Genomic DNA, 13,613 nt, shown 5'->3' on the forward strand with positions numbered 1-13,613 from the left:
GCTCCTTCAGGCGCTCACGATGTAAGGGGGATCTCGTCGACATAGCTGGTCGCGGCCGCCCCCAGACGCGCCTTCACCTTGTCCCGCACCGTGCCGTACAGCGCCACGTTGAAGCTCATCTTCTCGGCCGCAGTCCAGAAGTCCACCTCCTGCTTTCCCCAATGAAAGAAGAGGAAGTTCTTCCGATGGTCGTTTGTCTTGAAGTAGAATCCACCGAACGCCATCGACAAAGTGCCGTTCTGGCCAAGCTCCACGGAACCTAGTTGAAAGTTGCCGGCAAGGTCGGTGGAGCTGTGATAATCAAAAATAGTGATCGCCCCGCTCCCGTCAGCCAGCTTGCCGAGCGCATCGATCGAGGACTTGAGCACGGCCAACTGGTTCCCAGTGGCGATTGATGTGATCACGGCTAGGGCCGCCTGATCCATCCGGAACTCGCCCTGCGACTGGTCCGATTGGGCAAAGGCGAATTGTTCGGCGGTCCAGCCGACGGTCTCCAGTACCTGCGCGAACAGGTTGTACCAGTCGCGCGGCTTGGCGAAGCGGTCAAACTTCGCGGAGGCGGCGCGAATGGCGAACTGTACCGAATAGATCACGTCCGCCTGCTGCTCAGGAGGCACGCCGTCGACGAAGGAGAGTATGCTACTGGTGTTGACCGCAGCTGACAGCGTGGCTGGCAGCGGGTGCGCCGCCACCGTGCCCGGCACCGTGGGCGTGGCCGCATCGCCCGCTGGGCTTCGGCGGCGCGGGGCCTCTGCGCCAAAGTCGGCGAGTTCGATTGTCTCAACATACTTGGTAGCGTCCATGATCCTCGCCCTGAATACGGTTAGACGGATGATGTTACGACGATGCAGGGTACGCTAAACTGAGAGTGTTGCAACAAGGATGACAAAAAGCCTGTCCGACTTCGGACGGTAGGGCAGGGTGGAACCCGCACGAATATCCTTGCGCGGCTTCTGGCGGGCGGCTTCAATGAGGATTACGGTAGAACGACTCTCAGGAAGTAGCCGCGCCATGTTGGACGACACGGGACGAGAAGAGCTTTTCGAATATCTCTTGCCGGTCGCGCAGAATGCCGGCGAACCTACACTAATTGATGCGATGCCGCAGATACTGCGGCGGCACTTCACCCCGGGGAAGCCGTTCGCCGTCATGCTCCGATCGGCGATCAGGATCTGCGAGGAGGACGGCTTCAGCCGCAATCCCTCGTCCTTGTCGCAATTCGTGGCTCAGCTCGCGCCACTCTCGGAAAAGGCCCATATCCTGGCGCCGATCGCGGCGGCGCTTCGCGCGCCGCCGCCCGGTATGCCGGACCCCTACGACGCGCTGGTGATCCGCCAGTTCGTGCCGTTCATCGACCGCAAGCCGCTCCGACTCGCGATGCGGCGACTGGTGGCTGACCACGACATCCCGCTCCTCCTCGTGAACGGGCCGCGTTGGTCGGGCAAGTCTTTCACCTCGCATTTCATCGACCATCTGGCGACCCGCCACGACCAGTTGGAACACTGCATCGTCAAGGCTGCGGATGACACCGATCCGCCGGGCGTGCTCGAGATCGCGCGCGACATGATGGCCAAGCTCGGCGGCAAGCCGAGCGCGCTGCCGCCGCCCGACGCCACCAACCAGAAGCGCTGGCCCCGCGAACTGGCCAATGAGGTGACCGCCGAGCTCCTGGAGCGCACCGACGCCGCGCCGCGCACCTGGATCATCGTGCTCGACGTGGGGGGCCGGCAGCCACTATCGCTCCCCGTTGCGACGTTCATCCACCAGCTGGCAACTAACCTGACTACGGGCGCGGGACGGCGACATCACCGCTTGATCCTCATCGACATACCGATCGACGCGCTGCCCGACCTGGAGCTGTACAGCCAGGAGATCGCGATCCAGGGCCTTTCCACCGCCGAGGTGCATGACGACCTCGATCGGCTGTTCCGAAACCTCGGGCGACCCGACTCGTCGGATCTCGCGCAGGGTATCCTCAACGGTCTGTCAGAACCCCACGAGGATATGCGCGAAATCGGTCGGCGCAGCGCCGGCGTGATTCGCAAGCTGGTGGAGCTTACGGCGTGAACCCTGCACTCTCGACCGAGGAGCTGCTCGCTACGTTCCATGCGGACGACGACGCAGAGCTAGCGCCGACCGCCGAATCGCTGGCAACGCGGGACGCCTTTCTCGATGCCGCCGCCATGCTGCACTTGTTCCGCCCCAACGAGCTGAACGCCGGCATGGCCGCGGGTACCGGCGCCAACCATGTCGTAGCATTCGCCAGTCCGGCCGTCGGATGGTCAACAGAGCGGTTGTGGACGCTCTCAACGTCAGCGCGGCGGACGGCGATCCGCCGGATGGCGACGCGCGACTCGCTGCGGCGAGCCCGCCGCCTCAACAACCCGCCCGCGGACACGGTGGTACAACAGATGCTCGACCGCTGGCTAGATGGCCGCCCGCTGGTCTTGGAGAAGCTGAGCGCGGCCGAACTCGATGCGCTGCGCACGATTGGCGAATGGGGCCTCGCCGACCTGCCCGGCTTTCCGGACGCCGGGCGCATCGGCGCGGCTTGGCGTCGCCGCGGGCTCGTCGCAGATTTCGAAGGCCTCGCGAACCGCTTCGTGGGGCGGCGCAAGGAGCTCGCGCGACTAAGATCTTTCCTCTTGGAGGAGAGGGCGTCGGCCGGCCGTCGCGGCAAAGGAGCGCGTTCGCTGTTCCTGAAGGGGCCAGGCGGCGTCGGCAAGTCGGCCTTAGTCGCCCGCGTGGTCCTCGACTTCTTCGACGAACCGGAGGCGGCGGCGCTGCCCTTCCTGTATGTAACGTTCGACGATCCGGCGATCAATCCGGCCGAGCCGCAAACGCTGATCGGTGCGGCGCTGCTCCAGCTCGAGGCACAGGTGGCGAGCCTGCACACAGATCAGGCCGCCGACGAGGCCCGGCAGGCGGTCGCCGAGCTGCGCGACCGAATGTCCGGCCACACGCGGGCGCGCCGCCGGCTTAATGACCGCGCGATCGTTGCCACGAGCCAGCGCGGCAGGATCGGGCAGCTCCGGCAACTCGACGACGAATTAGGCGCGGCGTTTGCCGAGACGCTGAACCGCCTCGCGTCACTAGCGGGCGACGGCCCGACGGCATCGTTCCTGTTTGTGCTCGATACATTCGAGGAGGCGAGCTACCACCCGGACTCCGACTTGTGGCTCCTGTACAATTTCCTTGCCGATCTGGGGGAGCGGGTGCCGACGCTGCGCCTGCTCATGGTTGGGCGCGCGGAGCCGGACGGGGCGCAGTTTCACCGGCTGGGCGCCGACGCGCTCAGCCTGGGCGATTTGGACCAAGCCGACGCTTTGGCGTTCCTTAAGCGCGAGGGGCTGTCGCCCGACGCCGCCGCCCGCGTAACCGCCCAACTCGGCACCAATCCGCTCACGCTCAAGCTATGCGTCCGCGCGCTCCGCGATAAGGCCGTCGGCGACGCGCTACCGGGAGAGGCGATCGCCAGCGCCGGGCAGGAGGTTATCCGCGGATATCTTTACCGGCGCATCCTTAATCACATCCACGATCCGATCGTCCGGCGGCTTGCGCATCCCGGGATGGTTTTACGGCGGGTTACCGCCGACATAATAACCGAGGTGCTCGCGCCCGTCTGCGACGTTCCCGTCCATACGCCGGAGGCGGCGCAGGCGCTGCTCGATGGCTTGGCCCGCGAGCACAGTTTGGTGTCACGGGCACCCGACGGCGCGCTGGTCTACCGCGAGGAGGTTCGCCGGCCAATGCTCGCGCTCATCGAGGCTGACGCGCCGGATGAGGTGCGCAGTCTGCACGAGGCCGCCTACAGTTACTATCGCTGGAGCGAGGAGCAAAGTGAGAGCGACCGGGTCGAGGCTCTGTACCACCGGCTGATGCTGCCGCACCCCGAGTGGGCAGCCCATGAGTTGAGCCTGAGCAGCCGTTTGGCGAGCACGCTGGCCGGCACGCTCGACGAACTGCCACAGGCCGGACGGATCGCGCTCGCGGCGTTCACCCGCGTCAAGCTCGACGGCAACGACCGGCAAGCGGCAAATGCGGAGGAGGAAGAACGGCTGCTCGGGCGCGAAGTGCTTGCGGCGATCCGGTCCGACGCGTTCGATGAGGCCCTAGCTATGCTCGACCGGCAGATCGCGCCGGGTAGCGGTCTCGCTCCGCTGCGCGTGCGCATTCTCATCGGGCTCAATCGGCATAAAGAAGCGGCACGCTACGCGACCGAGCAGCTCGCCCTCTTTCCCGCGCTGGGTGACCGCACTCGGCATGCCGAGCTCCTGTGGTTCGGCGCGCAGGCCTCGGGTTCGGGCCCTGCAGCAGCGGAAATGCTCCGTCGGCTGGTGCCGGTTGCTGCCCGCCTCTCCCCAATCACCGAAGTTCAAGCATTGGCCGAACTGGTCTCCGTTGCTGAGCCCGAACAGGCCGAGGCCGCGCGCGAGCGGCTGGGCCAGGCGCTGGCGACGCTTGATCTTAACGCCGCGTTCAACGAGGCTACCCTGGTTCGTCTCGCGCTGGCTCGCGTGGGGCCGGCGCCGTGGAGCCTGTGGACGCGTTTCGCGAAGTTGCTGGCCTACGATCTCGCCTACCGTATCGCGTCCCGGCCCAGCGACATTCTTTCGACGCTCCGCGTCGAGCTGCTGGAGGTGCTGGAGGGCGCTGCCGATCCGGATCTCGGTAAGGCGCACGCGCTGCTGGCCGACCGGCATCTCGAGTCCCGCGTGGCCCATCTAATCGAGCTAGTCGTAGGCGCGTTGCAGAAAACTGACGGCGATGTGCGGGCTGCGGTCGCCGCGCACCGCCTGTGCATCACCGAGGGTACCACTCTCGCCGCGGCGGCGCTCGCCGGCCTCGAAGGCCGGCGCGAACGCTGGGAGACGGACAGCGCGTCCGAGTCGGTCGCGTGAATGAGTATCTTACCAACGAACAGAAGCTAGAGCTGTTTGCGATTGTTAGGGACCTTACCGGCGGCGATTACGACACGTACCGCGGAGCGCTGATCGGCGGACTGCCGAGCCCCTTCAAAGCAATATTGCAAAAGGCGCCCGTCCCTGCGGCCCAGCTTATGGCGGACCTGACGAAGTTTGTGGAAACGGACCGGCTTGCGGACGGCACCGTGCCGCTTGCCGCCTTCCTTAAGACGTTGCTGGTCGTGTTCGGAGCGGACGATCCCACCAAGCTTTCGCGCATACGCGAGCTGCTTGATGCCGTCGCCGAACGCGCGTCGGGGGCGCCAGCAGTCGGGCCGCCGACCGCGAACGAGATCAAGGAAGCTATCGTTCACCAGAACGACATGCTGCCGTTGTCGTTTATGCGCGAGGGGCTCGCCGCAGCGGCGAGCGTCTGCAAGTTGGAGGTGACACCGGTCCACGGCGGCACCTCTGTGACGACGAAGCTGCATTTGGGCACCGGCTGGCTAATCGGGCCCGGCTTGCTGCTGACGAATCATCACGTGATCAACGCCCGCCTGAAGGGGCAGGCGGCGGCGAGCGCCGACGAGCTCGTTCGGCAGGTGCGCGGGATGCGGGTGCTGTTCGATCACGACGAGAGCGAGGTTCAGCCGTCCTTCGTCGCCGCGCTGGAGCTGCTCGCCAGCGATCCCGCGCTGGACTATGCTCTCATCAGCATTGCGGATACGACGCGCGCGCCCCTGCCGATCTCCGCTGGTTTACCGGAGGCCGCGCCCAACCACGGCGCGCCGGCGCTCAACATCATCCAGCATCCCGACGGTGATCCGAAGCAATTTGCCATCCGCAACAACCTGATGGCGAGCGCGAGCGAAACCGACCTGCGCTATTTCACGGACACCAAGGGCGGATCATCGGGCGCGCCTGTGTTCGACGATGCATGGCGAGTTGTAGCTCTCCATCGCGGCCATTCCTTCGCACCCCACGTTCAATTCAATGGACGCGACGCAGTCTACATGAACGTCGGCACGCGAATCTCGGCGATCGTGCAGGATCTGTCCGATCGATGGGCAGGAAGAGAAGGCGCAGGTGACGTGAACGAGATAGCCCGGTTGCTAGCGCTAATTGCTCCTGAGCTGCAATGACCGACTAATTCAACTCTTCAGCTTCGCCGCGGGGCCCGGGCATGGCTGGCTGAAGTCGAGTTCCGTCAGGTCAATCGTCGGTCGGAGGTGCTGTCGGCAAAGCCGAAGTCGCCTCCGCCTGCCGCACGCAATCGGATCGATCTGCGGCCGCTTTGTCCTGCTCACCTGTCAGCTGCGCGACTGCCGTTAACAATCCGCTTTGGGTCTTGGGTCACCCGACGCTTACCTATGCGAACGTCCGCTATCCAAGCCTCTACGGCTGATTACTGCCTGTCGGTAAACGGCCCAGCTTCTGTCGCAACGCGACACCGGTGGGCCAAACGCCGAACGTCAGCTTCCGACAAGAGGTGACCTCCGGCCTGCGTCATGCGAACGGCTGAAATGTCCCAATGCGGGTCGTTACTGACGTCGATACCGTGCATGAATACGGCAGAAGGGCGAGTGAATGATCGACACCTTCGACCACTCCGCCCCGTCGGTGGACGGGGCGGTGGCATGGAACGCGGCGCAGCTCGGCTGCGCGCGCCAATCATTGGGAACGGCACTGTGCTGCATCCCGACTACCTTGCTCGCAGAGGGATCGGCAGAATCTTCAGCGGTTGTCGCGAAACGGTCGCGGCATAGTCTGGGAGGCGTTGCAAAACCTTTAGGCGCTCTTGCAACACGTCCTCCAAACCGCCGGACTGTAACAGCTTCTGGTAGCTACGCGCCGTCGTGCCTTCACGTCCATGGCCAGCGAGATCACATACGATGTACTGATTAATGTCGTTGCGATCCAATTGACTCAATCCGGTCGCGCGGATCGAATGAAAGTCGGCTTTCTTACCAGAGGGCGTGGCGGGGATCGCGATCCCGCTCTGCTGTTCGAGCCAGCCCATCAGCTTCCGCCAGGAAACGGAATAATATTGATCGCCGCCCTTTTTTCCGGCGTTGAGCCAGAGTTCAGGGAAAAGGCTTATCTCGCCGGCCGCCCGTGCAGCTTCTACAAATTCCTGGAAGCCTAATTCGAGGAGCCGCGGATGTAATGGCAGGACGCGTTCGGAGTTCGCCGACTTAAGGGTGCGGTTAAGGTTTTCTTCAATCAACATATGCGGTGTGCCGATATCAAAGACGAAATCGCTGACGAGATGCCCGGCATGCTCGTCACGTCGGCCGAGCTGGTAGCAGGCCAACAGCGGCAGCCAGTAGGCGCTGTCATGGTAGACGTCTTCGCCGCAGGCAAGACGACGCTTGCTGCCCCGGTTCCCGCGATAGATCGGCGCGTTGAACATCGTTTCGAGATGCACCGGCCGCCAGGGCAATCGGCCGCTGTCTTTCTCCTGAACCGTCACTGTCGCCGTCAGCTTCAGCGGCCTAATGAAATCTTCCGGCCAATATCCTGCTGCTACCATCTGGTTCGTGAAAGAGGCGAGGTAAGCCAGATCTTTGTTGAGAGTCTTTTTGCTACGCCGGTTGTGAGCCGTGACCAAGCCCAGGCTTTTCCTCACACTGGAGTATGGTCGATCCCATACTGACTGGACACGAACCGTCTTGGGTATCTGCCACAGCTCGCGCACGAACTCAGAAACATGCATCTGGCGATAATCTAGGCACGGCATGTCACCCACCATCCACACGAATTGCTTGACCAGTCGTCGACCATCTTCGCCGACGCCTTCTGACCAAGCGTCCTTGGCGATGAGATCATTGACGATTCCGTCGATGAGTGTTCCCAGCATCGGCGAGGCGCTCACAGCGCTGGAAGCCACTTCCGCATCGGCGACCTCGATTCCCGGTGTTGTCGGTTGATCTCCGCGCGCTATCAGGGCGCCGCCAAGCTCGACGAGATAGCCAAGCGGGTCTCCGCTCGCCACGACCTCGGGATCATTGAATCGGGTCGCGCGCAGCTGACCATCCCGTATCCCGCGATGCATGAGAAGTCGGTCCTGCTTGAGGGCTCCAGGCCGCCCGGCAATGCCGAGATGCTCTAGCCGCTGCTGCAAACTCATGTCGCTCAGCAGTAGGCCATCGCCCTCGGCTGAAATTAATTGGCGAAGGCGACGCATATGAACGTCATCTCGTCCCTGATCCCGCAGGCGTATCTCATCGGCTTTGTCGAGGATGGCGCAACCTTCGTGCCGCGCGGCGAGATCATGCAGGTCGGCGTTGACGAGGCACGACGCCGACACCAGTTCCGGCGAGACGACCGGGTCGAAATACCCCTGGGTCGCGATTCCGATCGTGAAGTCGGTAACCTGCTTTAGTAGGAGATTGGCCTCGCTTGCGGAGCGCACGCCGATCTGGAAGGAATGATAATGAAGCATGGCCACAACCCTATCAAGGGCTGCAGTTACCGCTGCCGCCCGAACCCGGGCCAGGGACGCTATGCTGGTCCCTAACGAACATGTTATGTGGAATTTGCCGAATTTTGGCAAACATACGGCCCGACGATAGCGATAGCAGCCGTGTTTACGGCGGTAGGTGTAGGGGATCTTTGTCATTCGTCGCTCCAGAAGTGCGACAGCCAAGTGCGACAGCTATGCGCACACTTGACCGAATTCGACTTCAAAAGCAGGAAAAGTCAGTTGCTTACCGGATTAACGGTCGGGCCTCCTGTCTCCCCGACCAACTTTCTCGTATCGCCGCATTCACCCCTGCACGACCGACCGGTGCCGTGTCGTCGCGGAGATCGCCCGCCACGGCACCGGGCGACCGAAGCGATAGCCCTGCACATACCGGCAGCCGAGCTGCAGCAGGATGTGCATCTGCGCCTCGTTCTCGACCCCTTCGGCCACCACGGCCTTGCCGAGCCCGTGGGCCAGGCCGATGATCGCGCGGACGATCTCCTCGGCGCTATCCGACTTGCGCTCGAGCGCCGCGATGAACGAGCGGTCGATCTTGATCGTGTCGACCGGCACCTGCCGCAAATGGCTGAGCGAGGCATAGCCCGTCCCGAAATCATCGAGCGCGATCCGTACCCCGGCATCGTGGAGCGCGTGAAGCGTGTTGACGACGCCATCCGCCGCGCGCCCGAGCATGACCCCTTCGGTGACCTCGATACACAATGCGGTCGGCGGTACGCCGAAATGCGCGAGCCGGGTCAGCACGCGCTTGGCTGCGACTGGCCCCGACAATTGCGCGGAGGTGAAGTTGACCGCCAGATACGGAATCTCGGCACCATTGTCGCGCAGCAGCGTCAGCGCGATATCGAGCACATGCTCCTGCACGCGCGGGCCGATCCGTTCCTCGACCAGGATATCGGCGAACTGGCTTGGCATCAGCAGGCCGTGCTTGGGATGCTGCCAGCGCAACAAGCCTTCGTATCCGACCACGCTATCGTCCTGAAGATCGACGATCGGCTGGAGATACAAAAGGAATTCGTCGCGTTGCATCGCGACATCGGCATCGCTTGCAAAGGCGGTGCTGACTTCCAGCAGCGTCCGCAGCATCGCGTCGTAGCGGTGGTGCAGGCTCCGCCCGAGCCGCTTTGCCTGATAGAGCGCGAGATCGGCGTTACGATACAGGAGATCGGGTTCGCGCCCGTCGCGCGGGCAACGCGCCGATCCGATGCTGAGCGAAAGGGCGCGGCGTTCCTCGGCGTGACGCCACATCGTGCCCTGGATCCGGGCGATGTCGGCCTCGATTCGCGCGCACTGGTCTTCGCCGTCGGCTGCGATGATCGCGAATTCGTCTCCACCCAGCCGGACCGCAACCCCGCCGCCGTTCGCCGCGACGGTCGCCAGCCGACGGGCGATGTGGCACAGCATTTCGTCCCCCGCTCCATGGCCGAGCCGGTCGTTGACGTCCTTCAGGTGATCGACGTCGATCAGGAACAGCGTGAAGGGGGCTTCGCGTCCGACCGCGATGCTCGTCTGGAGCGCCTGCTGGAACGCGGCGCGGTTCCCCAGCCCCGTGAGCGGATCGGTGAGCGCCGCGCTCCGCAGCTTCTCGGCTTCGATCAGCCCCCATTCGCGGCTTTGCCGGGCGAGTTCCAGCTCGTTGCACAAGGCCCGAAAGCGGTCCGAGGTGGCAAGCGAGAGGACGATCGCCTCGAACGCCAGTGCCCCGAACATGGCGATGTCGAGCATGTCGCCCTGTGGAAATACGCCGAGGTTGCGCATCACCCGCAGCGCGAAGATCGTCAGAACCGGTGCCCAACCGATGACGTAGAACCACACCACGCGACTGCCACGGCGGATCGCATAGCCGATCCCGACGAACGCCATGATCGCGCTCGTCATCACCACCATGTTGAGCAGCCGATCCAGCAGCAGCGGCGGGAACAGCACGTCGTTGGTGGCCGCCAGGACGCCAATCGCGACACCACCCCAGGCAAGGCCTCGCCCGGTGCGTTGCAACCAGCGCGGCAGGAGCTGGTCCTCTACCAGCGACAGGAAGAACATCCCTCCCGCGCCGACGAGCAAACCGACGAGGATATAGTCGACCCCGACGACCCACGGCCCGACGAGTTTGGGAAAGACGATCCCGAAGCTGTTCGACCAGGCCATTCCGTAGACCAGCGCGATCGAAATCCAGGCGAGATACCAGCGCTGGAAGGGGAAGCGACGGCCGCGGTCGATCAACACGTTATAGGCGAAGGCCGACAGGAGCGTTCCGGCGAACAGCCCCATCAGAATCAACCAGCGATCGCGCGATCGCGCCGCTTCGATATCGGTTGCCGCGGACATTCGACGGATCAGCGACAGATCGTCGACCCCGTCGAACCCCAGATAAATCGCGCGCACCTTGCTCCCGCGATCACCGATGCCGAAGTCCAGCACGCCGCCCGGCGCGCCGATGCCGTCTAGCGCGCCGGCGGTCCTGATCGACCGGCGAACCGATCCGTCCGTCAGCACCGTCATCAGCATCACGCGGCGGAAGCGGGTCTGGTCCACCAGCAGATGCCATTGCGGGGGCAGCTGCTCCAGTTGCGACCCGTCGATCCGCAGCCACGTCCAGCGCGTTCGATCCGGCGCGGGAATAGGGGGGCAACTGAAGCGCAACGCGATGACGGCCCGAGGCGCGGGAATGGCCGCAGCCGCGCTATAGGCGGCGCACGCCGATTGCAGCAGCGGGACGGCGGCGGTTGCCGACGCGGTCGGTAACGATAGCCCGAGCAGGATTGCGAGGATGCGTAAAACGTTGCTGGCCACCTCACTCTCCATACGAACAGTTCAACGACCGCTGCCACGTTGTGATGTGCAATCGATTAACGGGGTCGCAGCTACGCCTAGTAAATTCCCTTTGTCGGCCCCCCGCCCGGTGCTTTGCACGGCGGGACGATGGTCAAGTCTGCTTGGGAAGACAAGCGTTGTTCTTCAAGGAGATGCATGAACGAAGCGAACGCGGCTCCCGCTTTCGTCGAGAACGGTCCCGCGCCGCTGGCATGATTTGCCGCCACGGAATGCAAAAAAGACCCGCGGGATTGCGCAATCCCGCAGGTTTTTGGAAAATTTTTCAGCTCAGGATTGATGGCATCGATCGCGTCGGCGATCTCATTTGGTCTTGGGCGAGAAAACAAAAAGTTCCGTGCGAATCGACGGCGGCGCGCTCGGGACGAACCAGTTGGTGTCCTGAATATGGCTTGCGGTCACGTAAAGGCGTCCGTCGGGGCCTTCCGAGAACGTGTCGGGCCAGCGCAACCGCTTGTCCGACACCACGGGCTCGACCCGGTTTCCGACCAGGCGCGTGATCGAATAGTCGGTCGGCGAGGTAAGGTAGAGCGTTCCACTCCGCGCCATCCACAATCCGTCCGCGACGTGGGTCTGGGCAACGGTCTTGACCGCGCTCGCGCGGTCGTTCTCGCTGACGTCCTTGCGCAGCTTTGCGGTGTCGATGCTGTACAGCGTCTTGCCGGTCAGCGCCTGGTAATACAGCGTCTTGCCGTCGTTCGACAAAGCGATCCCGTCGGCGGAGAAGGCAGGCTGCCGACCGTCGGGGCGAACCAGCGGCTTGCCGTCGAGCAGGACCTTGACGGTCTTGTCGACCTGCGTCGAGACATGACCGTCGAGCGCACGGTGGCTTTCGCCGCTCTCCAGATCGACCACGATGATCGCCCCGCGCGTTCCGGAATCGGTGATGTAGCCGGTCTTGCCATCGGACGAGAAGCGGATGTCGTTGAGGTAGGTCCCCTGCAGCGCGACGTCGCCGGGAACCGGGATGACCTTGCTGACGCGATTGGTGGCGAGGTCGATCCGTACCAGCTTGGGTGCGCCTTCGAGGATCTTTTCATTCCCCGGCGCGCCCGGATCGAGGACCCAAAGGTGCCCGTGGCCGTCGGGGACGATCGACTGGACGCAGACGAAATGGTCCGCGACCGAAAGCTCGCTCGCGCGCGCATTGCGCCAGCTGTTCCATTCGGCATCGGGGTAGGGGCGGGTCGTTCCGTCCTTCATCACTTCTGCGACCGAGACCGGCGCGTCGTCGGTCCAGCGCGGGAAGTTGACGAAGCGACGGCCGTCTTCCGTCACGGCGACGCCGGTCACCTGATGGTCGAACGTCGCGACAAGCGACAGCGGGCTGGCGGCGGTGCGGGCCTGTGCCGCACCGAAAGCGGTCGCGGCGACCGCGCCGGCGACGGCCAGCCCGGCAATCCAGGGTTTTACCTTGTTCATCGTCATCGTCCTCTCGGTATCGGTGGAAAGTGTAGTCGGATCGCCGGTGAACAGCCGGACGAGATGGGGTGCGACGCGGTTCGGGGCTTCGCGCTGCGGGAAGTGGCCGACGCCCGACAGAGATACGACCGCGAACGGGCCGGTGAACTTCGCGGGGACGGACTCGGCGGCGGACGGCGGATTGACGCCGTCGCGCTCGCCCTGGAAATACAAGGTCGGTAGTAACAGGCTCTTGGTCGCCTTCACTTTCTGTTCGAGCCACGCACTTCGCGGATCTGGCTCTGCCTCGCCCCAGCGCGCCCGGTAGCTGTGCAACGTGACGTCGACCCAGTCGGGATTGGCGAACGACACCGCGACCCGCGCGAACGTTTCCTCGTCGAACCAGCCGCGAGGCGCCCAATTGACCCAGTGGAGATGCGCAAAGCCGCGACGATCGTCGCGGACCGCCTGTGCGCCGCGCCCCGTCGCCATGAACCAGTGATACCATTGCCGCTGCGCCTGTTCGAACGGCGGCGTCGGCATTCCGCCAAGCCGTGGCGGGGTCGCGAGCATTGCGATCCGATCGACCCGATCGGGCCAGCCGACCGCGAGTGCTTCGGCGGTGTTCGAACCCCAATCGTGCCCCGCGACCATGAACCGCTCGATCCCGAGCCCGTCCATCAGCGCGATTGCATCCATCGCGAGGATCGCGCTGTTGCCGGTGCGGGGGGCGTCACCGCGGAATCGCGTCGCGCCGAACCCGCGCAACGTCGGGACGATCGTCCGCAGGCCAGCATCGTGGAGCGCGGGGCGAACCGCGTCCCAGGTCGAGGCATCGTCGGGCCAGCCATGGATCAGCAGCACCGGCTGGCCGTCACCAGGCCCGCCATCGGTATAGGCGATATCGAGATCTTCGGTGGTGAGCGTCGGCATGGCGGGGTTCCGGTCAGTCAAAAGGAAGGACGCGCCGCGGCAGCAGCGCGTCCTCGATGGCG

Annotated in this window: 7 protein-coding genes; 3 read left to right on the forward strand and 4 right to left on the reverse strand. The window is 64.2% G+C overall.

All coding sequences use genetic code 11. The features are described 5' to 3' along the window. Positions 1 to 14: 14 nt before the first annotated feature. Positions 15 to 803 carry a hypothetical protein gene (locus RI03_RS08955; protein WP_010216767.1) on the reverse strand — a complete coding sequence of 263 codons (789 nt, stop codon included), beginning with the start codon at positions 801 to 803 and terminating at the stop codon, positions 15 to 17. Between the two features lie 208 nt (positions 804 to 1,011). Here RI03_RS08955 and RI03_RS08960 point away from each other — a divergent pair, with 208 nt between their 5' ends. Genes RI03_RS08960 through RI03_RS08970 form a run of 3 tightly spaced genes read left to right on the forward strand, consistent with a single transcriptional unit; the run spans position 1,012 to position 6,046 of the window. Next, positions 1,012 to 2,067, forward strand: coding sequence for a hypothetical protein (locus RI03_RS08960; RefSeq protein WP_010216768.1), 1,056 nt, complete (start codon positions 1,012 to 1,014; stop codon positions 2,065 to 2,067). Further along, a complete protein-coding gene (locus RI03_RS08965) occupies positions 2,064 to 4,901 on the forward strand; it encodes an ATP-binding protein (protein WP_010216769.1) in 2,838 nt (945 codons plus the stop codon). The genes RI03_RS08960 and RI03_RS08965 overlap by 4 nt, the downstream gene beginning before the upstream one ends. Next, entirely contained in the window at positions 4,898 to 6,046 is a 1,149-nt protein-coding gene (locus RI03_RS08970) for a trypsin-like peptidase domain-containing protein (RefSeq protein WP_010216770.1), read from the forward strand. Before RI03_RS08965 ends, RI03_RS08970 begins: the two co-directional genes overlap by 4 nt. A 560-nt stretch (positions 6,047 to 6,606) precedes the next feature. Here RI03_RS08970 and RI03_RS08975 read toward each other — a convergent pair. The 3 genes from RI03_RS08975 to RI03_RS08985 all read right to left on the reverse strand — a co-directional run bounded on the left by RI03_RS08975 (position 6,607) and on the right by RI03_RS08985 (position 13,551). After that, complete coding sequence (locus RI03_RS08975; protein ID WP_010216773.1) at positions 6,607 to 8,349, reverse strand: phage integrase; 1,743 nt, start codon at positions 8,347 to 8,349, stop codon at positions 6,607 to 6,609. 324 nt (positions 8,350 to 8,673) lie between these two features. Then, a complete protein-coding gene (locus tag RI03_RS08980) occupies positions 8,674 to 11,178 on the reverse strand; it encodes a putative bifunctional diguanylate cyclase/phosphodiesterase (protein ID WP_010216774.1) in 2,505 nt (834 codons plus the stop codon). Positions 11,179 to 11,520: 342 nt separating this feature from the next. Further along, on the reverse strand, positions 11,521 to 13,551 hold the full coding sequence (locus tag RI03_RS08985) for an L-dopachrome tautomerase-related protein (RefSeq protein ID WP_010216776.1): 2,031 nt from the start codon (positions 13,549 to 13,551) through the stop codon (positions 11,521 to 11,523). Between the last annotated feature and the right edge of the window lie 62 nt (positions 13,552 to 13,613).

Origin of the sequence: Sphingomonas sp. PAMC 26621 (assembly GCF_000251145.1) — a bacterium.
Taxonomy (GTDB): Bacteria; Pseudomonadota; Alphaproteobacteria; order Sphingomonadales; family Sphingomonadaceae; genus Sphingomonas.